Genomic DNA, 25,821 nt, shown 5'->3' with positions numbered 1-25,821 from the left:
TGTCTATCTTCCTAAATTTAAGGTATTTTATGGGTTGACTGTTAAAGAACATAGTTCTCAAACAGCCGGCCCATAATTGTTTTTCTCCTGCACAATCTCTAATTTGCGGGCTCATGAACGGAAAGTTTGTGAATAGATATTATTGTTAAACATAAAATACCTTGATATCATGAAAGTATACCAAACAAATGAAATTAAGAACATCTCAATCTTGGGAAGTTCGGGCTCTGGGAAAACCACTCTCGCTGAAGCGATGCTTTACGAGGGTGGAGTTATAAAACGTCGCGGTACTGTAGATGCGGGAAATACAGTGAGCGATTATTTCCCGGTTGAGAAGGAGTATGGTTACTCGGTATTCTCGACCGTTTTCAGTGTAGAATGGCAGGATAGAAAGCTTAATTTCATAGATTGTCCGGGTTCTGACGATTTTATCGGAGGTGCTGTTTCCGCTTTGAATGTTACGGATACCGCATTGATGGTACTGAATGCTCAATATGGGGTGGAAGTAGGAACAATCAACCAGTTCAGGTATACGGAACAATTCCATAAACCGGTTATTTTTGTTGTCAATCAGTTGGATAACGATAAGGCTGACTACGATGGAACAATTGCTCAGCTGAAAGATATGTATGGCAGCAAGGTGGTGCCTATCCAGTATCCGGTTTCAACCGGTGCTTCTTTCAATGCCGTTGTCGATGTATTGAAAATGAAAATGTACCGCTGGAAACCGGAAGGTGGTGTTCCCGATGTACTGGAAATCCCTGCTGAAGAAATGGATAAAGCAATGGAACTCCATAAAGCATTGGTGGAAGCTGCGGCAGAAAACGATGACATGCTGATGGAAAAATTCTTCGAAGAAGGTACATTGAGTGAAGACGATATGCGTGCCGGTATTCGTGCCGGTTTGGTTATCCGTGGTATGTTCCCCGTATTCTGTGTATGTGCCGGTCGTGATATGTGCGTTCGCCGTACGCTCGAATTTCTCGGCAATGTAGTTCCTTGTACGGATAAAATGCCGCGTTTGGTTACAACCGAAGGTGTTGAAGTTACTCCAGACTCCAATGGTCCTACCAGCCTGTTCTTCTTTAAGACAACGGTAGAACCTCATATCGGACAGGTATCTTATTTCAAAGTGATCTCCGGAAAAGTAAAAGCAGGGGATGATTTATTGAATGCAGACCGTGGTTCAAAAGAACGTATTGCACAGTTGTTCTCCGTGGCAGGACAGACCCGTACGGAAGTATCCGAAATGGTAGCCGGAGATATCGGTGCTACAGTGAAACTGAAAGACGTACGTCGTGGTAATACCTTGAATGGCAAAGGTTGCAACTATCGTTTTGACTTTATTAAGTATCCGGATCCGAAATATCGCCGTGCTGTGAAGCCGGTAAATGAGGCAGATTCGGAAAAAATGATGGAAATTCTGTTCCGCATGCGCGAAGAGGACCCGACATGGATGGTTGAACAGTCTAAAGAATTGAAACAGACAATTATTTCGGGTCAGGGTGAATTCCATCTCCGTACGTTGAAATGGAGAATTGAAAATAACGATAAATTGCCAATCGAATTTCTGGAACCGAAAATCCCATATCGTGAAACGATCACGAAAGCGGCACGTGCAGATTATCGGCATAAGAAACAATCCGGTGGTGCCGGACAGTTTGGTGAAGTTCATCTGATTGTCGAGCCGTATTACGAAGGCATGCCGGCTCCGGATATGTACCGTTTCGGTGGACAGGAATACAAAATCAGCGTACGTGATACCCAGACTGTAGAGTTGGAATGGGGCGGCAAACTGGTATTTATAAACAGTATTGTGGGCGGTGCTATTGATGCCCGTTTCTTGCCTGCTATCCTGAAAGGTATCATGGCGCGTATGGAACAGGGTCCGTTGACCGGTTCGTATGCCCGCGACGTGCGCATCATTGTTTACGATGGAAAGATGCACCCGGTAGACAGTAATGAAATTTCATTTATGCTGGCTGGACGTAATGCCTTCAGTACAGCCTTTAAAGAAGCCGGTCCTAAAATATTGGAACCTGTATATGATGTAGAGGTTTCTGTTCCGGCAGATTATCTGGGCGACGTAATGAGCGATTTGCAGGGACGTCGTGCCATAATCATGGGTATGAACAGTGAGAAAGGTTACGAAAAGCTGCTGGCTAAAGTACCTTTGAAAGAGATGTCTTCGTATTCAACCTCTTTAAGTTCCATCACCGGTGGACGCGCTTCATTTACAATGAAGTTTGCAGCTTACGAGCTGGTTCCTTCCGATGTTCAGGAAAAGCTGTTGAAAGCATACGAAGCTTCTCAGGCAGAAGATTGATTTGGATTTTCTATAAATTGAAAATTGGCTGCTCCTGTGAAGGAGTGGCCTTTTTATTTGTATCCCATATTGTGTGAACGGACGGATAAAGTGTTTTTAATTCCGGAGATATGAAAGAGGTTTTTCATCCGCTTGTCGTATCTCCGTAATATGAAGTATGTTCTTTTGTAGTGTGTTAATACGAAGAACATGAAATTTAGAAAGTACTATCCGACTATTGTCCTTTCGGACATCCACCTTGGTTCGGAACATTCGAAAACCGAGGAAGTAACGAATTTCCTTAAACATGTAAACTGCGGCCGTCTGATATTGAATGGAGATATTATCGATGGCTGGCAACTGCAAAAATCCGGACGCCGCTGGAAACAACAACAAACGGATTTCTTCAAAGTACTTATGAAAATGATGGAGAAGCAGGGCACCGAGATTATCTATATCCGTGGGAACCATGATGATTTTCTCGATAAACTGGTCCCTTTCTCTTTTTCAAATCTTACCATTGTAAAAGATTATCTGTTGAACAGCCACGGCAAACGCTATCTGGTTACTCATGGCGATATATTCGATACGGTGACTTCCCATATGCGCTGGCTTGCCATGCTGGGGGATATGGGGTACACTTTCCTGCTTTGGCTGAATAAAATATATAACCAGAAACGGGAAAAACAGGGAAAACCTTATTTCTCCCTGGCGCAACATGTAAAGCATAAAGTAAAAAGTGCCGTTTCCTATATCTCCGATTTTGAAAAGGAACTGGTGACGCTGGCGGAAGCAAAGAAACTGGACGGTATTATTTGCGGACATATTCATCAGGCGGCAAACGTATGGTACGGTTCTGTTCATTATCTGAATTCCGGCGACTGGGTGGAGAGTATGACTGCACTGGTCGAAAATGAACAAGGAGAGTGGAGCATCATTCATTATGATAAAGCTGTCTATGGAAACGTGGAGGCTGTGTATTCCAATGAACTTTATGCGGAAGTAATATGAAAATACTTTTTATCATTCAGGGAGAAGGGCGCGGACATCTTACCCAAGCTTTGTCTTTGCGGGGAAAATTAACGGATGAAGGGCATCAGGTGGTAGGTGTACTGGTAGGCAAGAGCCCGGCACGTAAACTGCCGTCCTTCTTTACGGAGAAAATAGGCGTGCCTGTTTATCCGTTCGAAAGTCCGAACTTCCTGCCTTCTGCCAAGAATAAGCAGGTCAATCTGCTTGGCAGTGTCGGATATAATCTTTTCCGGTTGCATAAATATGCGGCAAGTATTCATTATATCAACCGTATGATAAAGGAAACAGGTGCTGATGTGGTAGTAAACTTTTATGAATTGCTGACGGGGCTGACTTATCTGTTTTGCCGTCCGAAAGCATTGATGGTTTGTATAGCACATCAGTACCTGTTTCTTCATCCGGATTTTGTGTTTCCGAAATTGAATCCGGTGTCGTTGGCATCTTTGAAGTTCTTTACCCGTATCACAGCGATAGGAGCCGCAAAGAAACTGGCTTTGTCTTTCCGTAAAATGAGGGAAGTACCTTCGGATAATCTGGTTGTCGTACCTCCGTTATTAAGGCGTGAAGTTCTGGAAGCGACTGCCTCGGCGGGGAATTATTTGCACGGCTACTTACTGAACAGCGGTTTTAGCGAAGAGATAAAAAACTGGCATGAGAAACATCCGGCTGTCGGGTTGCATATCTTTTGGGATAAAAAAGGGGTGGAGCAAGAGGTAAAGGTTGATAATCGTCTTTCTTTCCACCAGTTGAACGATACGCTTTTTATTCGCTATATGGCTGGGGCAAAAGCATATGCCACAACTGCCGGTTTTGAATCGGTTTGCGAAGCGATGTATCTGGGGAAACCTGTATTGATGGTACCCACCCATATCGAACAGGCTTGCAATGCTTGTGATGCGGTTCGTTCCGGAGCCGGGGCGATTAGCGAATGCTTTAATTTGGACGAATTACTTCGCATATCGGAATCCCACCAACCGGACCCCTCTTTTGTCCACTGGGTAAAACAGGCGGACTGGCTGATACTTCGGGAATTCCGTCCGGATTTATTGATGGATGAAGTTCCGTCAACACCTTTGCACCGTTTCTTTATGAGATGGGCCTATCGGATAGGGAAGTCATTACCTATTTAAACCGTCCGGATTATAGGTCCTTTTTCGCGGGAGCCTTGTCAGTGCCTGCACCGATGAGGCTTCAGCTTATAGTCTGATGAAAGAAATGTTTCCATTGGTTTAGTTATAAGTTAATTAAAAGGTTATTTTTGTTGTAAAAGCAATATTCTACAACCATTTTTAATGTGGGTAAAGATAAGGAAAAACGGTATGTCTATATTTATTTAAAAAGAAAATACCACTCGAACAGACGAATCCTTTTTGTCAATTCGTTTGTTCGAGTGGTATGTATTGTTACCTTTCAGGAACCGGTGGAAATGTCCTTATGCATTCAGCACCTTGCGGAACCGTACAAGAAATTCTTTGGCTTCGTCCATGCTGAGGCAGAGGGGAGGAAGCAGACGGATGGTATTTGTTCCGGCAACGCCTGTAAATACTTTTTCTTCGAACAGCAGTTTCTGGCGTACTTCTTTGATGGATTCTTCAAACTCGATACCAATCATCAAACCGCGTCCGCGGATTTCCTTGATACCCGGAAGTTTATGAAGTTCTTCCAAAAGAAAAGCCCCTACATTCGCAGCATTATCAATCAGCTTTTCATTTTCCATAATCTCCAGTATGGCTATTGCGGCAGCGCAAGCCAGATGGTTTCCACCAAAAGTAGTACCCAACATACCGTAGATAGGCTTGAACTCTGGACTGATAAGCAATCCGCTCATCGGAAAACCGTTGCCGATACCTTTTGCTACTGTAATCAAATCCGGTTTGATACCTGCATACTGGTGGGCGAAGAATTTACCGCTACGTCCATAGCCGGATTGTATTTCATCCAGAATCAGGCAGGCATTGTACCGGGTACATAGAGCACGCAGTTCCTGCATGAATGTATCCGCAGGCAGTTGTATGCCTCCTACACCCTGTATACCTTCGATAATAACGGAAGATACATCCCCTTTTTTCAGTTCGGCTTCTACTGCTGCCGCATCATTCAGGGGAAGATAAGTAACTGCCAGGTCTTCGTTTACCGGAGCTATGATTTTAGGATTATCCGTTACGCGTACCGCTGCGGATGTACGTCCGTGGAAAGCATGTTTGAAAGCCAGAACCCGCTTTTTGCCGTTGTGGAAAGAAGCCAGTTTCAACGCATTTTCGTTTGCTTCCGCACCGGAGTTGATCAGAAACAATGAATAGTCATCGTAGTCGGAAGCCTTACCTAATTTATCGGCAAGCTTCTGTTGCAGGCTGTTAATAACGGAATTGGAATAAAATCCCAACTTGTTCACCTGTTCCGTAATTGCTTTTACATATGTCGGATGACTATGTCCTACCGAGATAACGGCATGCCCGCCATATAAATCGAGATACTCGTTCCCTTCCGTATCCCATACATGACACCCTTTGCCTTTTACAATCTCTATATTAAATAAAGGATAAACGTCGAATAGTTTCATCTTTTTATTAGTATTGTATTTCTTTTTAATTGTCAACTGTCACTTGTCAACTGTCAACTGTTAAAACGCTGACGGTTTCAAATGCAGCCCGACTGTCTCTTCCAGTCCGAACAGCAGGTTCATATTGTGAACAGCCTGTCCGCTTGCACCTTTCAGCAGGTTATCTATCATGGAAATAATCAGCAGTTTGTCTTCATGCTTTTGCAGATAGATAAGACATTTGTTCGTATTTACCACCTGCTTCAGGTCCGGATTCTTATCTGTGATAAAGGTAAATGAATGGTCGTCATAGTATTCTTCGTAGATACGTTTGATTTCCGGCAATTCAATTTTGCAATCCAGATAAGTGGTCGCGAAAATACCCCGTGAGAAGTTTCCGCGTACCGGAATGAAATTGATGGAACTGCTAAAGCTGTTCTGCAATTGACGCAGGCTCTGACCTATCTCTGCCAGATGCTGGTGGGTAAAAGGCTTGTAAATGGATATATTGTCGTTGCGCCAGCTAAAATGCGAAGTAGAGGAGGGTTTTACTCCTGCTCCGGTTGAACCGGTGATCGCATTTACATGCAGTTCCGAATTCAGCATCAGATGTTTGGCAAGCGGCAGAATACCTAACTGGATACAGGTGGCAAAACATCCCGGGTTGGCAATATGCATAGAATTGCAGATACGGCGGCGGTTCAGTTCGGGCAGACCGTAAACGAAGTCGTGTTCCGGGCTTTCGATACGGTAGTCCATGCTGAGGTCGATAATCTTTACATTTTCCGGTACTTCGTGGCTTTCCATAAACTTTTTGGTATCGCCATGGGCTGTACAGAAGAAAAGTAAATCGATGCTGTCCAACGGAAGTTGGTTGGTGAAACGTAAATCGGTTTCCCCATACAGTCCTCCGTGTACATCGGTTATCAGATTACCTGCATTGCTGGTACTGTTGATAAATACTATTTCTGCGTCCGGGTGATTAAGCAGCAGGCGGATAAGTTCGCCTGCCGTATAACCAGCACCACCAATAATCCCTATTTTAATCATATTTCTTCGTCCTTATGGTTAGTATAATAAACACGCAACGGCGTAGAAAGCACTTTGATAAATCCTTTTGCGTCGTCGGCTGTCCATCCTTTCTGCATTTCGCCGTATTCGCCGAATTTAGTCTTAACCAAATCGTCTTTCGAATCTACGCCGACAGTAGAAAATGACAACGGACGGAGTTCAAGGATAACCGTACCGTTTACGTTACGCTGAGATTCCTGCAACATGGCTTCGATGTCGCGCATTACCGGTTCCAGATACTGGCTTTCGTGTAGGAACATTCCGTACCAGTTGGCTACCTGGTCTTTCCAATATTGCTGCCATTTGCTCAATGTATATTTCTCAAGGAAACGGTGTGCGCCGATAATCAGCATGGGGGCGGCTGCTTCGAAACCAACGCGTCCTTTGATACCGATAATTGTATCTCCTACGTGCATATCGCGTCCGATACCGTAAGCCGCACCTATCTCTTCTATTTTCTGGATGGCTTTGATTTTGTCTTCGAATACTTCTCCGTTTACAGCATGGATTTCACCATTCTTAAATTCAAGGCGCAATTCTTCACTGCCTTCTTTTTCCACTTGTTTCAGGTAAGCGCTTTCCGGCAATCCTTGTGCAGAGTCGAGGATTTCGCCTCCGCAGATAGAAGTTCCCCATAAGCCCACATTGTAAGAATATTTCAGTTTGGTGAAATCAGCTTCGAAACCATGTTCTTTCAGGTAATTGATTTCATATTCACGGCTTAAAGCCATATCGCGGGTCAATGTGATAATTTCCACATTCGGAGCCAAGACGAGGAATGTCATATCAAAACGAATCTGGTCGTTGCCGGCGCCGGTCGAACCGTGAGCAATGGCATCCGCTCCGATTTCGTTGGCATAGCGGGCGATAGCCAATGCCTGGAAGATACGTTCCGAGCTAACAGAGATAGGATAGGTCCCGTTACGCAATACGTTACCGAATACCATATATTTCAGGCTCTTGTCATAATATTCTTTCGTTACGTCGATAGTCACATATTTGGCAGCACCCAGTTTGTATGCATTTTCTTCATTCTTTTTCAACTGTTCTTCGCTGAAACCGCCTGTGTTGGCACAAGCTGCATACACTTCGTATCCTTTTTCCTTAGCCAGATACATAACGGTGAATGAGGTATCCAAACCTCCGCTGAATGCAACTACTACTTTCTTTTTCATCTTTGTTCTCGTTTTATATATTATAGACTTTTTATTTTCTTCTTATTTATGAATGCTTTTCCGATTCGCGTTTGATGTTGCGCGGGTCTGCCGGGTCATACAACATAGCTGTGCAAATACAGAATTTACGTTCTTTGGCTAACAGGATGCTATGGTTGATACAACCTTCGCAGCCATGCCAGAAAGCATCATCGTCGGTCAGTTCATTGAATGTAACGGGTACATATCCCAGTTCCGTATTCATTTTCATTACGGCGGCACCCGATGTCAGACTGAATATTTTAGCTTTCGGCCATCGTAAACGAGCCAGTGCGAAAGACGCTTCTTTGATACGTTTGGCAAGGCCTAAACCACGGAATTTCTCTACTACTATTAAACCGGATGTGGCTACATATTGTTTGTTCCCCCAGGATTCGATGTAGCTGAAACCGGCAAACTCTTCTCCGGCGAGAGCGATAATCGCTTTGCCTTCTTTCATTTTCTGTGCTACATATTCGTGGGTACGTTTAGCAATACCTGTTCCGCGGACTTTGGCTGCGGCTTCGATAGTTTCGAGGATTGTGTCGACATAGGCTTCGTGTGAAGCGTCGGCAACCATTACGTCAATTTCAATTTCTTGTGCCATTTTTATATTTGTTCTTTTTATCTGCCTGTTATGTTATTTAGATGAAATTCGCTAATGCCCTGACAACTTTGTCGCGGCTGATTCCCTCCCTCGGAATAATCAGGATGGTGTCGTCGCCGGCAATCGTACCTATTATTTCGTTCGGGGCGTGTGCATCGATATCCGAAGCAATCCCCATTGCATATCCGGGACGCGTTTTTACAACGGCGAGATTTCCCGAAAATTCAATGTTGGGATGGTGTGCCGTCTGCTCTTTCCCCGGTTGCATAAGTGATGTGTAGTCGGGAAGATGGTATTTGTAATTCCCGTTTCCATCGTGTACTTTGACAACTTTCAACTGCTTTATGTCGCGTGACAATGTCGCTTGGGTAACCTGGAAACCCTTTAGCTCCAATTGTTTAAGGAGCTCTTCCTGGTTACTTATCGTTTCTGTCTGTATGATGCGGCAGATCGCATTTAATCGTTCTTTTTTTGTACTCATCCTGTATATTTATGCAAAACGACTGCAAATATAGCGGATGTTATTGAATAAATATACATATAAGCCTTCTTTTTTGTATAATTCTGCATCTTTTATACAGATTGAGCAAAAAGGGGGCAAGGGTTGTTATATTAATGAAAGTATAATATTTTTACAGAATCAAAATAATAGCATTAAACGAATGAAAAAGATTATAGGTTTATATTTTGTAATACTTTTAGTATTAAGTAGTTGTGCAAGTGTTCCCTTGACGGGCAGAAAACAGGTGTTGTTGGTATCCGACCAGGAGGTTCTCTCTTCGAGCCTGACGCAGTATAATGATTATATCAAGTCGGCAACCAAATCGACTGATAAGGCGAAGACTGAGATGGTGACGAGAGTCGGTAAAAAGATAGCGGCTGCAACCGAAGCTTATCTGAAAGCAAACGGTATGGAAGATGAGATCAAAGAGTTTGCCTGGGAATTTAATCTGATAAAAGACCCGCAGGTGAATGCTTTTTGCATGCCGGGCGGAAAAATTGTAGTATATGAAGGATTATTGCCTCTGGTCGCATCGGATGATGAACTTGCCGTGGTGATCGGGCATGAAGTGGCGCATGCGGTGGCTAAGCATAGCAACGAACGTATGAGCCAGCAATTGATGGCGCAATACGGTGCTGCCATTTTGGGACAGGCGCTGAGCAATAAATCGGCAGTTGTACAACAGGTTGGTTCTACTGTGTACGGGTTAGGAGCTCAATACGGCGTAATGTTGCCTTTCTCCCGTAAGCATGAATCCGAGGCGGACTATATGGGGCTTGTTTTCATGACGATGGCAGGGTATAATCCGGATGTGGCAGTTAATTTCTGGAAAAAAATGTCTGCCGGCAAGAACGGTTCCACTCCCGAATTTATGAGTACTCATCCCAGTGATGCAACCCGCATAAGTGATATAGAAAAGTATTTGCCAGAGGTGAAAAAGTATGAAAATAAATAGTTTTCAGTAATATTATGGATATTTGGCTGTACTTCCGGCAAGAGGTGTGGGAGGTATAATCTTTATCGCTCTATTTTTGTTATATGGAGATAAAATAGAGTGAAAAATGAGTTATGTATCAGTGAAAGTCAAGAGAAGGAAATCTGTATATGAAGACCGGCGTATGCCGCTTTATGTACAGATTATTTATAAGAGAAAAGTACGAAAGGTTTCTCTGTTGCAGAAACTGTCTGCAAAGGAATGGGACGAAGAGAAGAGTAGGGTTAGTGTGCCTGAAAATGTCACTTTACAACGTAAGGAAGAATTATCCATATTGCAGGAGCAACTGGATAGTATGTGTCTGTTCTTGCATAGAGAGAAAGAGAGGCTGGATGAAAAAGGAATATTAGATATAGAAAGCATAGCTGCTTCTTGTGCCGGATATTTTCGTGCCTGGTCTTTGTCGGCCTATGTAGAAAAAATGGTGGAAGAGACACGGAAAAGGGGAAAAGTTGAAACGGCACGTCATTATCAAAGTACCTTGAATGCTTTTATGCGATTCAGGGAGAAAAAAGAGTTGCCTTTAAAGAATTTGAATGAGGCTGTTTTAAAATCCTTTGAAATATATCTGTTTAACCGGGAACTTTCAGGAAATACCGTATCCTTCTATTTACGAAATCTTCGGGCGATCTGGAACCGTGCCATAAAAGACGGATTGGTGAAATCGAATCCATCCTTATTTAAAAATGTGTATCTCCGGGTGGAGAAAACGAAGAAACGGGCTGTGCAGGAAAACATAATCCGTAAGTTGGAAACTCTTTCCCTGGGAAAAGAAGAAGGGCTTATCCTGGCTCGCGATTTGTTCTTGTTCTGTTACTACGCCCGCGGAATGACCTTTGTAGATTTAGCATTTCTGAGATATGGGAATATCCGGAATGATAAAATCGTATATAAGCGTCATAAAACAGGACAGGAGCTTTCTGTCCGTTTGCTTCCGGTTATGAAAAAACTAATTAACCGGTATCGTAATCCGGAAAGTGATTTTCTTTTTCCCATATTGAAAGGGAAAACCCCGAATTTCCATGAATATGAAAGTGCGATTCGTTTGCAGAATAAACGGTTGAGAAAACTGGGTAAATTGCTCGGAGTAACTATTTCAACCTATGTGGCGCGCCATACCTGGGCAAGTGTTGCCAAACAAAAGGGAATATCCGATGAACTGATATCAGAGAGCATGGGACATACTTCTTTAAAAACAACGCGGATCTATATTAAATTACTTGATACAACACGTTTAGACGATGCAAATGAGATCGTTATATTGGGAAAAAGTAATTATTCAAAAAAGTATGGAAGAGGTAGAAGTGTTCCGTAAAGTAATGATTCTGTCTCTTGGTAAGAGACGGAACAGATGGGATTCCAGGTTGTTAAAACATTGCAAATGTAACAACATTTTTTAAAACAGCAATAGAAAAACCATCTTTTTGGATATGCAAGTCCCTTAATATTCAAGGAATAATGAATATTGATACACCTTTTAAGGAAAAACCACTTACTTCGATTTTTTCCTTATGTCCTTTTTATTTCTTTTTTATCACCTCTTTTGTTTAGAATAATCTACTGAATATTAAATGTTTCCTGACTGTTTTTTGAAAAATACTCCATTTTTACTCTGTGAACATGATTCGAAATATGAGAATAAGGACAACGTGATTAGTTGTTTTTTTGATAGTTACGAAATGGAAAAACTTTTTATTCTTCCTTTCGGATAGGAGCCATTGTTTTCCGGTTTGTTTATCCGGTTTTCTTTCTTCGGGTTATTTATTTTTTATATGTGACTTATTAGAAGGCACATAAATGAGGAATCCGGATACCCGTTCCGTCTCTTACCAAGAGACGGAACGGGGCAAAAGGATAACAAAAGGATAATGTATAGGAGATTTCACATACTAATGCTATTACTGATAAATCTTACCATTTTCAGTGCATATAGCCAACAGACAACGCTTAAAACGAATGTCCTGTTTTGGGGAACCACCTCTCCGAATGCAGGGGTTGAAGTGGGGATTACCCGGCAGATTACAATCGATATCTGGGGCGCTTACAACGCCTGGAAATTTTCAAATGACATGAAATTGAACCTTTATCTCGTGCAACCGGAAGTCCGCTATTGGTTTTGCCGGAAGTTCGAAGGGCATTTTGTAGGCATTCATGGGCATTACGGTCATTTCAATATCGGACAGATACCGTTTATTCCTTCTTTGGAGAACCATGTGCTCCGGGGGGACTTGTATGGCGGAGGCATCAGTTATGGATACCATTGGTCTATCGGCAAACGCTGGGGGATAGAAGCAACTATCGGTGCAGGCTATGCTTATATGGATTATACGAAATACCGGTGTGTGGAATGTGCCGAATCGGTAGGCAGCTATACCCGCAGCTACATAGGCCCGACACGTGTCGGCGTTTCCGTTATGTATTTTCTACGATAAAATTACACTCATTCAGTATGAAAGAACAAATTATACACATTATATACGTATTTCTTGCAGTTGTATGCTGCCTGTTGCCGGAGGATGGTTTGGCGGAAGGTATCCGTATCGTTCCCAAACAGTTATTTGTGAGAAACGACAGCCTGCATCTGGATATAGAAATGGACCTGAATGAAGTACGTGTAGGTGGGGGAACGGCTGTTATTTTTACTCCTATTCTGGAAGGGCTGAAAAGGCAGTCGCTTCCGTTACCTCCGATAGTTATCAGTGGAAACCGGCGTGCCCGCCAGGACAGAAGGGAATATTTCCTGTCACCGGAGAAATCGATCATTCCGTATCTCCTGATTCGGGATAACCGCTCGAGGCCATCCAAGAATATCCGTTATCTGGTGGCAGTCCCTTATCAGGCATGGATGCGTCAGGCAGTGCTGTTGTTAAAGCAGGAAAGCAAGGAATGTTGTGATGCGGAAGTACTTGCTGTGGATACCTTGCAGCGTAGCCTTGCCATAACGAATGTACCCGAATCTACCCCCAACACAATAATCTATACACAGGAAGAAGTGAAGCGGATGCATCCTGTCATCACCCTTCCTAAAGTTGTATGGAGCAGTTCGGATTTGAACCTGTATATATCGATGGTCTCATTCCTTGTACCGGATGCGGAACAAGGCGGAAAGCATCGTAGCGAGAATGCGGTTCTTTACATCGACTATCCGATAAACAGGGATGAGATTTATCCGGATTACAAGAATAACGGGCAGGAACTCGAGAAGATAGACAATATCCTGACCCCGCTGTTGGAGAATAATTTTTCCACGATGGAGCGGATACAAATCCGGGGTTATTCCTCACCCGACGGCCCTTACGGGGACAATGAGCGGTTAGCGAAATCCCGTTCTTACCATTTTTCAAGTTACATACGGAACACTTACCATATTCCGGCAGGACTGATAGACCAGTCGTCGGTTGCCGAAGATTGGGAAGGCTTCATCAACCTGTTGCGGGAAGGGAATCCTTCTTATCGGGAAGCCGCGTTGGATATCATACGCCGTTATGGAATATTTGAAGGCCGGGAAAGACAATTGATGGAACTGCAAGGTGGCGTTCCTTACCGGGATATGATGAACCGTTTCTTTCCGAAATTGAGACGTATAGAGGTGATTGTCCGTTATAATGTCCGCAAGATAGCCAACAATGAGGCAGTTAATTTGATTTATACCCATCCTGAATTGCTCAGCTTGGAAGAAATGTATGGAGTGGCGCGCTATTACCGCCCCGGAACCGACCAGTACCGGGAGATATACGAAATTGCGGCATTCCATTTCCCGGATGATGTGGTGGCAAATGTAAATGCCGCCTCCGCAGTGATGTTGACAGGCGATTTGCAATCGGCATCGGATTACCTGAAAAAGGTGGATTCGGACCCGCGTGCCTGGAATAACCTGGGAGTACTCTGTCTGATGGAAGGAGACACCAAAGCTGCGGCGGCATGGTTCCGGAAGGCAGTCGGGGTGGAACCTCAGAAAGCAAGGAAGAATTTGCAGTTGACGGGAGAGAAGTAACAGTAGATAATTTAAAAGGGGAAGCTGTATTGTAAGCGAAGGGTGATAAAGTGGGGAGGAGAATAACATATACGATGTTGGATGGGAAGACGGGCGTGCGTTGGCTTGTTTTCTTGCTTGCTGTTTTTCTTTCCTCCTGTTCTTTCGGAGATGAACCGGGAGTTTGCCCGTACAATACACGGTTGGAGTACTGGTATGCCGGGAGCAGTATGGAAAATGTATTGCCTGTTTATGTGGATAACTTGAGGCAGTTCCTTTTCGATAGTAAAGGAAAATTGATGGCAACCGAAACGCTTCGTAAAGATAGTGTGGAAGGATGGAGCGGCAATCTGCCGCCGGGACGCTACACGATGGTTCTTTGGGGAAACCTCGGGGATGAAACGAAAAGTACAGTTGAGATAGATACCGGCAGCGAGTCTGCCTTGAGCGAGATGTCGCTTACAGCCGTGACGGAAGGCGTTCCGCCGGGTTTTCGTGGAAACACGGGACGGCTCTATTATGGGATTGTTTCTTTTGAAGTGGAGGATGGGGTTACGCTCCATCAGCGGGTCTACCTTTCGCATGCCCATGCGGTACTGTCCGTAACGGTGATGTGGATGGCAGATGCTCCACCCGAGGGAGGCACTTACAAGATGCGCCTGAAAGGGATTCCTGCAATCTATGGTTTTACCGGGCAATGGGAAAACTCCACTCCGGCAGGTGACGGAGTCTATACGATACCCCGTATCGGAGGGACGATTACCTACCATGAGACAAGGGCGGCGATGAATTTTGACGGGGAGGTAAACGGTGAGTTCGTTACTTTCCGTTACACCGGCGGGACACACCAGTTATGGAGCCTCTGGAGGGATGATGTACAGATCATCAGGGATTTGGATTTGAATACCTACTTCTCCAAATTGCCGATGGACATGGATGTCAATATGGAGCAGGAATTTGATATACTGGTTACCGTGTATGAAGACCGCTTCGTAGTGACACAAGCAAAAGCTGCCGATTGGGATGAAGGTGGCATCATAGGGTAAGAAAAATAACAGGAAGGGATAAAAGCCCTTTGTAACAGAAGATATTTTTTAACAAATAACATGTATCACTTAAAATTTACAACAATGAACGTAAAAAATTTAATGATGCTTCTGGCCATAACCGGTTTGGGGGCAAGTTGTTCAAATGATGATTACACGCGGGAGGGCTCCGGGAACGGGACAGCCGGCCTTAGTGAAATCCAGCTTCAATTTGACAACACGGGCGAAAGCCAGGAATATACGAAAGCTGCTATTGCCTCGGAAGCGGAAAGCAGTATAGACAAATTGAAAGTATATCTTTTTGCTTCTGATGCAGCAAATGGCACTTACTACTATTTGGAAACTTGGGAAGAAGGGACGGCTTTTGCACCTCCTTTAACTGAGGGTGACCCGAATCCGACAAATTTTGCAAAACAAGAATCCGGTACAGGTTGGAAAGCCTCTATTTATCCGAATGAATTGAAAGGGCTTCCTTATATTAAATTGTTGTGTGTGGCCAATAATGGTTCGAGTGCCACTACAGACGGAGAGTTTTATAAAGCAAACGGAACAGATAAAATTGATCCTTTAGTTGCTATAACAACAGATGAGACAACAGGCGCTATGACGAATGCAGCTGCTGCAACAACAGAAACAGCATTTAAAGCCGCTTATACTAAAGCCTTGAATGCAGCTACGGCTACAGATATTATCGCAACCCCGCTTTTAATGCAAGGGGAAGGTAAAACGAAGATTAGCGGAAGCGTATCAAAAGTGAATATCACTTTGCGTCGTGCCATGGCTCGTTTTGATATCGATAATAATACCTCTACTTCAAATTTGACAATTAAAACGATTACGATTGCCAAAGCCCGCAAGAATGCTTCAATCTGGGGAGAAACTCTTACCGCAGTTGGAGATCCTGATGCCGATTTGATGACTTATCCTGTTGTTAAATATGATGACAAAACAAATGCAAACAAAGGAACTACAGAAAGTGCCATTTATGTTTATCCGGGTATTTCTGATGATGCCAGCGAATTGATAATAACAGGTACTTATAAGAGCCCGTCTACAAACCAGCAGGTTCCGGTGACCTATAATGTCCCTATTGCAAAAACAGCTGATGGTGGAGCTACCACACCTATAGAAATTAAAGCAAACAGCCGTTATAAACTGCATATCAGCGATGTTTCCCAGGCTTCTATTTATGGAACATTCGAAGTGGTAGACTGGACATCCGGTGGTGGTATCAGTATCAAACCGGACAATGATTCACCGGTATTCGATGCAGACAAAGATGCTGCAACTGTATTTGAAGCTGTTAACGGTAATGCTCCGACTGCTATCGTAGGTTCTAAAACTCAATTTACAGTGGAAGATGCCAGCAAATTTAAAATGACAGTTGCTGCAACTGGTAAAGTACGTGCTGAAAAAAATATCTCTTCAACAACAAAGACCGCTGCACCGGATTGGTTGACAGTTGCTGCTCCTACTTATGAAGAAAAAGATGGCGTATGGTACTCTACATTTGAACTGGAAGCACAAGGTGCAACAGGAGAACTACCTGTAGATGTAACATTCATCAACGAAGCCGCTTCTTATGATCCTGACTTATGGACCACTTTGACCTTCTTCGGCCCGAAGGCTGCACCGGCATTAGAGGCTGCAGCAATAGATAATAGCACTGGTAATACTGTTAATTTTACTGCTAAAACAGCCAATATGTATAATGTAGTAGGTGGTTATATCTACGTAAAAGCGATGTGTATCGAGGGTACTAAAGTTGTTGTTCCTGATGAATTTGAAGAACTTGAAGCAGACAGAGTAACAGACGGTTATTATACAACCTTTAAAATTAAAGTAAAATCAGCTTTAACAGATGGTAATACTTATGATATTAAATTCCAAAACAATGAAGAACCAAATGCAAAGAATGTAATTACTGTTACTGCTGTAGCTGCTAAATTGGGCGTTGCGTTAGGTGATGATGTTTCTACTTATGCTACGATAACAGGTTCTGATGCTGCATATACAGTCAAGACTGATATTGATGCATTGGCTTCTAATAATTATACACTGAAACTGACAGCTCCGGAAGGTGCAGAGGTTACACTTCCTACTGACAAATGGTTGACAATTACCAACAAAGAAACAGCAGCTGGTGTAGTATCATATACTGTAGCCTTGAACTCTGCTGTAACTGATTATACTAATTTCGATTTGGAATTTACGAATAAACTGGATGCAACAGATAAGGTTAAAGTAACAATGACTAAGGCAGCAAGTCTTCCTGTCTTGGAAGCTGCAGTTACAGGTACAGGTAGTGCATTTAATAGCGCTGTTACAATAACTGATGCTCAGACTGCAACTGTAAATATGTACAAAGCAAACGATAGCAAGGTATTTGTGAAAATGACTTGTGCAGAAGCTGCTGCGTTTGATGCTGTAGCAGGTTTGACTGTTACTAAATCCGGTGATGAATATGAAGTTAAGGTAACTGATGCAACTTCAATTCCTGCTGGTGCAACAACGGAATTAATTGCAAAAAATAGCTCAGATGAAAATCGTCAGGCAAAATTGACAATTACTTGGTTGGATCCAATGCCTGCATTTACTTTAGCTACAAGTAATTCAGCTGCGACAATTGATGATATTAATATAGATCAAATTAATGTGGATTATGCATCAATTAGTGGAGCAGGCCTTATGTATACTCCTATCGTAATTACAGTTACAGGATATAAAGGTGGTACTATTGCTTATGAAGGTGCAGATAATACATGGTTGAAAGCTACTGCAAACCCTGCAACTATAGGTGATGGAGGTTCTGAAGTTATTAGGTTTACTCAGGATGGTTGTGATGATTCTACTGCCACTGCTGATATAACAATTAAGGTAACAAGTGCTATATCTAGTACTGTAGTGAAGACTATTGTATTGAAGAAGAAATAATTTTGGCTATAGATTAAAAACAGACAGTTTAGGATAGCGGACGGCCTCAGCGGATGGGCGTCAAGCGAAGGGTGAAGACGAAGCGGCAAGAGCATCCGCTGTCTGAGCGCAGCGAGTTCGGATGCGATAGCGTAGTCTTTACCCGGAGTAGCCCATCCGGTGCAGCCTTGATTTTTTCTTTGCTTCGTTTCTTTTGCATCAAGGCAAAAGAAATGAAGGCCCGTCCGGTGGCAAACCGGCAATAACAAAAACAAAAAAATATGAATATAAAACAAACCCTATCATGTCTCGCCGCAAGTCTTTTATTAACAGCTTGTACCAGCGAGAACCTCGTGGAGGCGCCATCGACCGGCGGTACGGGGAATGACGGTAGCCGTCGTGAGGTGCTGCTCAGCTTCAAGAATAAGCTGAGTACAGTAAAGACGAAGGCCGATGCCCCTATCGCCACCGAAGAAGAAAACTATATCCGTTCATTGGATATTTACGTTTTCGGTTCGGAGAGTGAAGCGACCGGTTATACCTTCCAAGAGCTTTATTATTACCGTGACGACGCCTCTACAGTGGCAGGCGATTGGGCACATAGTTTCAATCTGACCACGTCTGATGCGGATAATAGCATCTCTACCGCTTTGTTGAAACTATCGAAAGGCCTGTACGTAAAACTTTATTGCGTGGTGAACCGTACCAAGCTGTATACAACAGATGGTGGTGGTGCCGTAACAGAATACACCACCTGGCAACCAATTACCCAAACAGCTCCCGGAGCTTTGGAAAATGTAGTAACAGCAGGCGTTCCAACCGAAGCCGATTTCCTGAAACTGCATAGTAGCCTGATAGACCCGGCAGGAAATACCGAAGACGATATCTTGAATACGCCGCTTCCTATGGTCGGTTATTATACAACTCCGGTGGACTTGACCGATTTCTCTTCTTCCGCACGTACCCAGTTGAGCTTTAAGCTGAACCGTATGGTAGCCCGTTTTGATGTGGTGAACAATGCCGACGAGTCCAAATTTACACTCGAAAGTGTTTCTATGGTAAACGGACGGAAAGGTTCAGGCTTATTCCCTATTAAAGCATGGGGTACAGCTCCTACCGACCTGATAACCTACCCGGAATGTACGGTTGATGCTGCCACACAAGTAAAAGACAACGCAACCACCAAAGGCGCTTTCTATGTATGGCCAAGCCCGTTGGCGGATGATGGTTATCTGGTATTGAAAGGTAAATATGCTGCCAATAAAACGGAAAATCTGGATGTTACTTACAAAGTTCCTTTCAAGCAGGAAGTAAATGGCGTGGGTAGCTATATCGAAGTATCGCATAACCATCGTTATACGATTGCCATTACCAAAGCGGATATCTACCATTTGGATTTTGAATTGAAAGTAGACGAGTGGAGCGATGAAGGCGATATGGATAAATATGATCCGAATAAAGATAATGAACTGAATGCAGATCCGGTAGAGTTGATTACAGCCGGAACAACAGGTGCAGAAGTACAAGCTGACGGTAATATCTTGATATTGGCTCAAGCCGGCAGTAAATTCTCATTCGAAATGTCTTCAAGCAGCGAATTGGAAGAAACGGTTACTTTCAAAGAAGGTTCGGAAGCATGGTTGGTAAAAGATACCCGTGCAACCAAAGCTGTTTCTGTAGATTCTATCTATACTTATAAAGTGGATGATACTAAATTGTCAGAAATGTCGAAAGTTCTTCCCGCAACAATCAGCTTTAAGAGCAAGATTACAGGCAGGACAAAAGACATCGTTGTTGTTCCAGCCGGTGCACCGACTATTTCTTTGGCAGGAGATTATGCCGGTTTCAGTACGTTCGATGCTAAAACAAATACGGTAACAATGTATAATGTGGCAAACCAGACGGTAAAATTGCATGTGGTTGCTCCAACGTTTAAAGATACGGAATCCGGAAGTTCCGCAGCTGTGGAGGCTTCTGCCTCTTGGATGAAATTAGACCAAGCATCAGCAGCAACCGCAGAGGCTGATTATACTTTGACTTTGCAGGCTGCCCAATCGGATGGAACAACAACGACGGTAGATTTTACATCCGCCCTTTCAAGTGCTAAAACAACTGTTACTGTAAAATTGGTAAAGGCAGGAACGATTGATGCCCTTGTTGCGAGTAGCTTTGGAAATAGTGGAAATGCAAACAATACATTTGATTTGGAAAATAAAAAAGTAACAATGGAAGGTGTTGCAGATAACACATTTACGCTGAAAGTGGTTTCACCGAAAGGTGTAGATGCTGCAATTACCGGAGGGACTACCTGGCTGGAAATAGATGGAACTCCTAACGTTATAGAATTATCCAGCGGAAAAATCCAAACGACAGTAACCTGTAAAATAAAAGATGCAACAGGTATGGATTCCGCTGCAAAGACGGATGGTAAGGTTGCTTTTACCAATAAATTGAATAATACAGATAAATTGGAGATAGCAGTCGAAACATCTGTACCGGCGGCTCCGGTTCCATAAACTATTTTGCTATCATTATTCTAATAGATTTTATATTACGCCGTGCCGGAATTTTCCTGTAGCATATGAGGGAATGAAATAAATTCCGGCACGGCTTTTATTTTTTATAAGGGGGACATAGATATGAATAAGAGTGACTTATTGGAAAAACTTTCTAAAAAATTGTCTGTTTCACAAAGACAGTGCCAGATACATCTCGATGCTTTCATTTCTGTATTAAGTGAAGAGCTTGTTGAAGGTGAAGGACTCCTGCTACAGGGGTTTGGGAATTTTCAATTGTGGGAACAGACGCCACGGACCGGACGAAATCCCCGGACGGGGACTCCCTGCCCAATCCCTCCACGCAATAGCGTCAAATTTAAACCCGGCAAACAATTGCTGAAGCGGATTAATACAAAAGCAGGGGAAGAATAAACTTACTTTATGAAAAGAACGGAAAAAGGATTGCTTCAGGCAGTCCTTTTTCTGTTTTACAGGATATTGGTATCTTAGCAAAATGTTATCTTTTAGCCTTGTTGAATGATATATTTATTAAATAATGTCTTTTTAGCTAACTCTGCATATATAAATAAAAGGCATTTCAGGAAGAATCGGCCCCTTTTTAGCGCTAAAAAGGAGCTTTTTTATACTATCCGGCACCTTTTTTCATTTACCCGGAGGGTAATTTCAATTAGTACCGGTACTAATTTCAACTATCCGCGCACCAAAATACAACTGTTTTCGCAGATAAAAACACCTGTATTTTAACTTTAAAACATATATGTTTTGATTTCAAACCATATATGCTTTGTTTTTAGACGTTATTGGGCAGAAATGCAAAGCTGGAATGGTAAGAAAACCGAACTCGACGCAGATATTAAAAAGATTGCTATTTCGCAAAATAATAACAATATGATTGGACGCGGATGACGCGAATGAACGCGGATTAAGAAACACATAATATGTATTAATCCGCGTCCAATAAATAAATTCCGCGTCCTATCTTTTAGCTACCTAAAACCCATCTGTGTCAACAAAACGATAAAGCTGAACCTCGCGAGAGCAGCGTATTCGGAATGCCTCCCGGACGTTACCCATACAGGATACTCAGGAATAGGGTGTTTTGTCATTTTGACAATTTGATAAAAAGATACAGCCTGTTTTATTCTTAACTTCCCTTTTTTGAAATAATGAAAAAGTTCCTTTAATTTCTATCAAATAAAACCTGTACCCATTGAAAATAAAATGTATCTTTGTTTTCTGCCTATTGACAGGCAACCAACTAAAACAAATAACTATGAGCAAATTTGTAAATCCTTTCTCGGATTGGGGATTTAAGGCTATTTTCGGAAGCGAAGTAAGCAAAGACCTGATCATCAGTTTCCTGAACGGAGTCCTTCACGACGAAGTAATCATCGACATCTCTTTCCGCAATGTAGAAATGCTTGGACTGAAGCATGAACAGCCCAAAGCCGTTTTCGATATCTTTTGTGAAAATGAAAAGGGCGAGTTCTTTATCGTGGAAATGCAGAAGACGCGGCAAAAGTATTTTTCGGACCGTATCCTGTATTATGCCTCTTTCGCCATCCAGCAACAAACGGCGGTAGCAAAAGAAAGGACGACAGACTGCCTGTCCAGGGAAATGAGGGCACGATGGAATTATAGTTTTAACAAAGTCTATATCGTATGTATCCTGAACTACATCATGGACCCTTCCCATCCCGACAAATACCGCTGGGATGTTGTACGTATGGACCGGGAATTAAAGATACCGTTTAGTGAAACCCTGAACGAGGTATATCTTGAAATGCCGAAATTTGTATTACCTTTGTCGATGTGCGACACCATCTATCTCAAATGGTTATACGTATTAAATAATATCGACATTATGGAACGTTTACCCGAAGAATTGAACAACCAGATTTTCAAGAAACTGAAAAGTATCGTGGACATCGAACGCATGTCTGCCAACGAACGGCTGGAATATGAACTGAGCCTCGCTGCCGAACGTGATATGCTTGCTGCACTGGATGCCAAATTTGAAGACGGGGAAATGAAAGGGAAGGAAGAAGGCTTAGCCGAAGGTATGGAAAAAATGACAAACCAAATTGCCCGTAAAATGAAACAGGCAGGTAAGCCTATCTCTGAGATTGTAGAATTTACCGGACTTACCATAGAGGAGATTGAACAGTTATAATCATCCTGATTCTTTATCGGATAATATTTTACCCATAGGAAGAAAGAATATATAAAAAGGAAGTGTTTTCAGATTTGAAGCACTTCCTTTTTTATATGCTAAAGATTTAAATCCTTTTGTTGATTTTATTGAGGTATTGTAATTCCCATTTGGTTCATCAGGAAGCAGGCATTCATGTTTTGTGCCACTCCTTCACGAAGTTTGTAAGAGAACGTAAGTTTGTCGCCCGTTATATCTGCTTCGAACCGGTAATTTTTGATTTGTTCGGGGAATTCCTGTTCCAGTTCTCCCAGAGCAAGGTCGTGAGTAGCTATGATACCGCAGGTACGGTAAGCAACCAACTGTTTCATTAGTGCCAACGAGCCTTTTTGTTTATCGATGGAGTTGGTTCCTTTTAGAATTTCGTCAAGGATAATAAATAATTCTTCTCCTTGCTGCAAACGGTTTATAATCATTTTCAGCCGTTTCAGTTCCGCAAAGAAATAAGATTCATTGCTCATCAATGAGTCTGCTGTTCGCAGGCTGGTTACCATATGAGCCGGATATATGGTAAGGCGTTCCGCACAAACCGGAGTACCTATGCAAGCCAATAGATAATTAACACCCACAGTACGCAGGTAAGTGCTTTTCCCTGCCATATTCGCACCTGTAATAATCAGGAACCAGGGACTTTTATGAATGGCAATGTCATTTTTTACGCAAACATCCCTACGCAGTAACGGATGACTGAGTGCCGTGCCTTCCATCTTGAAATAAGAGTCGGCTATTTCAGGATAAATATAATCCGGATGGTTGAATGCAAAACCACCTAACGAACAATAGGCGTCGAAACAAGCTAAGGCTTCGAACCATTGGAACAGGTCACTTTTATGTTTTAGTTTCCAGTTTTCTAATTTAATGGCCGTGCGGGTGTCTCTCAAGGTGAAAATATTCAGTATGATACCCATAAAACTGAAACGTTGGTCTAAGGCGCCTATATAGCCGGAAAGCTGTTTGATGGCTTCGGACGCCGTCTTTTTGTAACCGGTCATTGTACGGCTGATGTCCGAAAGTTCTTCCGATTTAAACAAATCTCCCTCCACGCATTTCATCAGGTTGGCGTAAGTGGAGAGAATTTTTTCCATCTTATTGACATTGTTATGCAATTCAGCCGTTTTTTTACCTGTGCTATAGGCAATTAAAAAGGATAAGGCAAAGAATATCCCCAACAGAGCCGGTGCAATAAGGTTTAATCCGGCTGCAATAGCTAAGAGTATCCAAATAGCCGGAATGGTCAAGATTAATATTTTCCAGATACGTTTGTTAAAGAAACCGGATGATGCACTATTCAAAAATGAAAGGATGCGAATATCGTTCTGATTTCCCGGTTGCAGTGTTCCGGTAACATAAAAATGCTGTCTTAATTGTGTGAAACTTTCCAGTTCGCGGACCGCTTCCTGGCGTTTCAATATTTGTTGCTTGTCGGTAAGAGGGTTCTGGAACCAATCGATGAGTTTTTCTTTTCCGATAAAAGTTACAGTCCTGTTTACCGATTGGAATAGCGAACGTTCCCCGAATAAATCCAGGTCCAGGCTAAATGGATGGTCTGCAGATGTTTTCTCGGGAGCACCGTCGAATGCACTGAAATCATAATCCAGAGCTTTCAGTTCATTTTGGCAAAGCTTGATAAGCGTTTCCGCATAGTTCTTGCGGGAAGCCAGTTTCGTATGGTAGAACATTAAAGCGATGAATGGTAATGCGAATAGGGCAATTATACCGCTCAGCATACCCCATCCCTCAGCCCTGAAAATATAGAGAGCGGCAATTGCTCCGGCGAATAGAGCCAGGCGTATGCTCCCCATCCAGTGTATCTTTTTTTTCAACCCTTCGGCATGCCGCGAGTAAGCTTCTATCTTTTCCTGATAGTGATTATATACTTTTTCCATGCGTGCAAAGATAGAAAAAATGAACTTAACAGTTTTTTTATGGTTATTAAAAAAGGATGATACCAAAAAAGACCCAATATTGGTTCGGTATGGGCGAATTATCATTTTATATGAACATTTATCTTTGTCGCATTTAATTTCAGGAATACGTTTAATAAATTCTTTATGAAAAGGCTCTGTATATTTCTGTTATTGCTGTTGGTTGTCGGAAACATGACAGCACAGAATCGATTTGAAAAAAAAATAATAGCAAATACTTATAATGCGGATAGTGTAAGAGAGGTCTTGGATAAGATGCCTTATTTTACCTTATTTAAAGATAATTATTTTATCGGGGGGACAACTATCGGGCATAAACCGACGGCTGCAAATTCGGATGTGAAGTTCCAGCTCAGTATAGCCCAGCGCTTGACTAAAAGTAGGCTGCCGTTTGATACGTATCTTTTTATCCAATATACGCAAAAAGCTTTTTGGAATGTATTCCAGGAGTCATTGCCGATGAGGGATCTGAACTTTAATCCGGGAATCGGTCTTGGACACCTGATAATCCATCATAACAAATATATCGGAAAAGGTTACCTGATGCTTGAACACGAGTCGAACGGACGTGATAGCACGGAGTCGCGTAGCTGGAATAAAGTTACGCTTGCCGTGGCATTACTTCTGACTGATAACTGGGAGACGCAGTTTAAAGCATGGATTCCGATTGTAGATGGAAAATATAACAGGGATTTATTGAAATATAACGGTATATTTCAGGTTGCAGCTAATTACAGGACGAATAACAAGCGTTTTAACTGCGGTGTCATCCTGACCAAACGCCTTACCTGGTTTAGCTTTAATACACAGATTGAATTGAGCTATAAGTTTAATAATAACGAGAATCAGTATTTATTCCTCCAATATTACAATGGGTATGGCGAGAATTTGCTGAATTATAATGAGCATAAGAGTATGCTGAGGGTCGGATTTGTTATAAAACCGTCCGGGTTCAGTTTTTATTAAATCATAGTTATGGCTTTCTGGACA

The 25,821-nt window shown here is 42.6% G+C and carries 20 protein-coding genes; 14 read left to right on the top strand and 6 right to left on the bottom strand.

Annotation, left to right across the window (positions count from 1 at the left end):
• The first annotated feature begins 169 nt into the window (after positions 1–169).
• From ACGE0T_RS13840 to ACGE0T_RS13830, 3 genes are all read left to right on the top strand, one after another.
• On the top strand, positions 170–2,326 hold the full coding sequence (locus ACGE0T_RS13840) for an elongation factor G (protein ID WP_459187212.1): 2,157 nt from the start codon (positions 170–172) through the stop codon (positions 2,324–2,326).
• Between the two features lie 189 nt (positions 2,327–2,515).
• Entirely contained in the window at positions 2,516–3,316 is an 801-nt protein-coding gene (locus tag ACGE0T_RS13835; protein ID WP_459187211.1) for a UDP-2,3-diacylglucosamine diphosphatase, read from the top strand.
• Positions 3,313–4,467: a glycosyltransferase family protein gene (locus tag ACGE0T_RS13830; protein WP_459187210.1), complete on the top strand. Its 1,155-nt coding sequence runs from the start codon at positions 3,313–3,315 to the stop codon at positions 4,465–4,467. Before ACGE0T_RS13835 ends, ACGE0T_RS13830 begins: the two co-directional genes overlap by 4 nt.
• Positions 4,468–4,769: 302 nt before the next feature.
• On the opposite strand, the gene ACGE0T_RS13825 is transcribed toward ACGE0T_RS13830, so the two are convergent.
• The 5 genes from ACGE0T_RS13825 to argR are packed head-to-tail and all read right to left on the bottom strand — an operon-like array spanning position 4,770 to position 9,228.
• Positions 4,770–5,897 carry an aspartate aminotransferase family protein gene (locus ACGE0T_RS13825; protein WP_459187209.1) on the bottom strand — a complete coding sequence of 376 codons (1,128 nt, stop codon included), beginning with the start codon at positions 5,895–5,897 and terminating at the stop codon, positions 4,770–4,772.
• A gap of 60 nt (positions 5,898–5,957) precedes the next feature.
• Positions 5,958–6,926, bottom strand: a complete 969-nt coding sequence (gene argC, locus ACGE0T_RS13820) for an N-acetyl-gamma-glutamyl-phosphate reductase (RefSeq protein WP_459187208.1) — start codon at positions 6,924–6,926, stop codon at positions 5,958–5,960.
• On the bottom strand, positions 6,923–8,122 hold the full coding sequence (locus ACGE0T_RS13815; protein WP_459187207.1) for an argininosuccinate synthase: 1,200 nt from the start codon (positions 8,120–8,122) through the stop codon (positions 6,923–6,925). The genes argC and ACGE0T_RS13815 overlap by 4 nt, the downstream gene beginning before the upstream one ends.
• Positions 8,123–8,168: 46 nt before the next feature.
• A complete protein-coding gene (locus ACGE0T_RS13810; protein WP_459187206.1) occupies positions 8,169–8,747 on the bottom strand; it encodes a GNAT family N-acetyltransferase in 579 nt (192 codons plus the stop codon).
• Between the two features lie 37 nt (positions 8,748–8,784).
• Positions 8,785–9,228 (bottom strand): arginine repressor, encoded by a 444-nt coding sequence (argR, locus tag ACGE0T_RS13805; RefSeq protein ID WP_459187205.1) that lies wholly within the window; start codon positions 9,226–9,228, stop codon positions 8,785–8,787.
• A gap of 181 nt (positions 9,229–9,409) precedes the next feature.
• On the opposite strand from argR, the gene ACGE0T_RS13800 reads away from it, so the two are divergent.
• The 10 genes from ACGE0T_RS13800 (at position 9,410) to ACGE0T_RS13755 (ending at position 22,867) form a co-directional block, all read left to right on the top strand.
• Positions 9,410–10,204 (top strand): M48 family metallopeptidase, encoded by a 795-nt coding sequence (locus tag ACGE0T_RS13800; protein WP_459187204.1) that lies wholly within the window; start codon positions 9,410–9,412, stop codon positions 10,202–10,204.
• Between the two features lie 106 nt (positions 10,205–10,310).
• Complete coding sequence (locus ACGE0T_RS13795; protein WP_459187203.1) at positions 10,311–11,558, top strand: phage integrase SAM-like domain-containing protein; 1,248 nt, start codon at positions 10,311–10,313, stop codon at positions 11,556–11,558.
• A 577-nt stretch (positions 11,559–12,135) separates the two neighbouring features.
• Positions 12,136–12,675, top strand: a complete 540-nt coding sequence (locus tag ACGE0T_RS13790) for a DUF3575 domain-containing protein (protein ID WP_459187202.1) — start codon at positions 12,136–12,138, stop codon at positions 12,673–12,675.
• A gap of 17 nt (positions 12,676–12,692) precedes the next feature.
• Entirely contained in the window at positions 12,693–14,237 is a 1,545-nt protein-coding gene (locus ACGE0T_RS13785) for a DUF3868 domain-containing protein (protein ID WP_459187201.1), read from the top strand.
• 74 nt (positions 14,238–14,311) lie between these two features.
• The gene (locus ACGE0T_RS13780) at positions 14,312–15,262 is read left to right on the top strand and encodes a FimB/Mfa2 family fimbrial subunit (protein ID WP_459187200.1); all 951 of its coding nucleotides are present in this window, start codon (positions 14,312–14,314) and stop codon (positions 15,260–15,262) included.
• 84 nt (positions 15,263–15,346) lie between these two features.
• On the top strand, positions 15,347–18,196 hold the full coding sequence (locus ACGE0T_RS13775; protein WP_459187199.1) for a hypothetical protein: 2,850 nt from the start codon (positions 15,347–15,349) through the stop codon (positions 18,194–18,196).
• Positions 18,197–18,249: 53 nt separating this feature from the next.
• A complete protein-coding gene (locus ACGE0T_RS13770) occupies positions 18,250–18,441 on the top strand; it encodes a hypothetical protein (RefSeq protein WP_459187198.1) in 192 nt (63 codons plus the stop codon).
• 15 nt (positions 18,442–18,456) lie between these two features.
• Positions 18,457–20,691, top strand: a complete 2,235-nt coding sequence (locus tag ACGE0T_RS13765) for a hypothetical protein (RefSeq protein ID WP_459187197.1) — start codon at positions 18,457–18,459, stop codon at positions 20,689–20,691.
• Positions 20,692–20,769: 78 nt separating this feature from the next.
• Positions 20,770–21,105, top strand: coding sequence for an HU family DNA-binding protein (locus ACGE0T_RS13760; protein ID WP_459190475.1), 336 nt, complete (start codon positions 20,770–20,772; stop codon positions 21,103–21,105).
• Between the two features lie 862 nt (positions 21,106–21,967).
• Complete coding sequence (locus ACGE0T_RS13755; protein WP_459187196.1) at positions 21,968–22,867, top strand: Rpn family recombination-promoting nuclease/putative transposase; 900 nt, start codon at positions 21,968–21,970, stop codon at positions 22,865–22,867.
• Between the two features lie 125 nt (positions 22,868–22,992).
• Here the strand turns inward: ACGE0T_RS13755 and ACGE0T_RS13750 are convergent, their stop codons facing one another.
• The gene (locus ACGE0T_RS13750; RefSeq protein ID WP_459187195.1) at positions 22,993–24,792 is read right to left on the bottom strand and encodes a MutS-related protein; all 1,800 of its coding nucleotides are present in this window, start codon (positions 24,790–24,792) and stop codon (positions 22,993–22,995) included.
• 165 nt (positions 24,793–24,957) lie between these two features.
• On the opposite strand from ACGE0T_RS13750, the gene ACGE0T_RS13745 reads away from it, so the two are divergent.
• Positions 24,958–25,797 carry a phospholipase A gene (locus ACGE0T_RS13745; RefSeq protein ID WP_459187194.1) on the top strand — a complete coding sequence of 280 codons (840 nt, stop codon included), beginning with the start codon at positions 24,958–24,960 and terminating at the stop codon, positions 25,795–25,797.
• Positions 25,798–25,821 lie beyond the last annotated feature (24 nt).

Source organism: Parabacteroides sp. APC149_11_2_Y6 (assembly GCF_054506995.1).
This window is presented reverse-complemented; position numbering and strand designations above follow the sequence as displayed.

Coding starts and splice junctions, on each gene's coding strand:
- ACGE0T_RS13840 (WP_459187212.1), top strand. CDS start 170: ATGAAAGTATACCAAACAAATGAAATTAAGAACATCTCAATCTTGGGA.
- ACGE0T_RS13835 (WP_459187211.1), top strand. CDS start 2,516: ATGAAATTTAGAAAGTACTATCCGACTATTGTCCTTTCGGACATCCAC.
- ACGE0T_RS13830 (WP_459187210.1), top strand. CDS start 3,313: ATGAAAATACTTTTTATCATTCAGGGAGAAGGGCGCGGACATCTTACC.
- ACGE0T_RS13825 (WP_459187209.1), bottom strand. CDS start 5,897: ATGAAACTATTCGACGTTTATCCTTTATTTAATATAGAGATTGTAAAA.
- argC (WP_459187208.1), bottom strand. CDS start 6,926: ATGATTAAAATAGGGATTATTGGTGGTGCTGGTTATACGGCAGGCGAA.
- ACGE0T_RS13815 (WP_459187207.1), bottom strand. CDS start 8,122: ATGAAAAAGAAAGTAGTAGTTGCATTCAGCGGAGGTTTGGATACCTCA.
- ACGE0T_RS13810 (WP_459187206.1), bottom strand. CDS start 8,747: ATGGCACAAGAAATTGAAATTGACGTAATGGTTGCCGACGCTTCACAC.
- argR (WP_459187205.1), bottom strand. CDS start 9,228: ATGAGTACAAAAAAAGAACGATTAAATGCGATCTGCCGCATCATACAG.
- ACGE0T_RS13800 (WP_459187204.1), top strand. CDS start 9,410: ATGAAAAAGATTATAGGTTTATATTTTGTAATACTTTTAGTATTAAGT.
- ACGE0T_RS13795 (WP_459187203.1), top strand. CDS start 10,311: ATGAGTTATGTATCAGTGAAAGTCAAGAGAAGGAAATCTGTATATGAA.
- ACGE0T_RS13790 (WP_459187202.1), top strand. CDS start 12,136: ATGCTATTACTGATAAATCTTACCATTTTCAGTGCATATAGCCAACAG.
- ACGE0T_RS13785 (WP_459187201.1), top strand. CDS start 12,693: ATGAAAGAACAAATTATACACATTATATACGTATTTCTTGCAGTTGTA.
- ACGE0T_RS13780 (WP_459187200.1), top strand. CDS start 14,312: ATGTTGGATGGGAAGACGGGCGTGCGTTGGCTTGTTTTCTTGCTTGCT.
- ACGE0T_RS13775 (WP_459187199.1), top strand. CDS start 15,347: ATGAACGTAAAAAATTTAATGATGCTTCTGGCCATAACCGGTTTGGGG.
- ACGE0T_RS13770 (WP_459187198.1), top strand. CDS start 18,250: ATGGGCGTCAAGCGAAGGGTGAAGACGAAGCGGCAAGAGCATCCGCTG.
- ACGE0T_RS13765 (WP_459187197.1), top strand. CDS start 18,457: ATGAATATAAAACAAACCCTATCATGTCTCGCCGCAAGTCTTTTATTA.
- ACGE0T_RS13755 (WP_459187196.1), top strand. CDS start 21,968: ATGAGCAAATTTGTAAATCCTTTCTCGGATTGGGGATTTAAGGCTATT.
- ACGE0T_RS13750 (WP_459187195.1), bottom strand. CDS start 24,792: ATGGAAAAAGTATATAATCACTATCAGGAAAAGATAGAAGCTTACTCG.
- ACGE0T_RS13745 (WP_459187194.1), top strand. CDS start 24,958: ATGAAAAGGCTCTGTATATTTCTGTTATTGCTGTTGGTTGTCGGAAAC.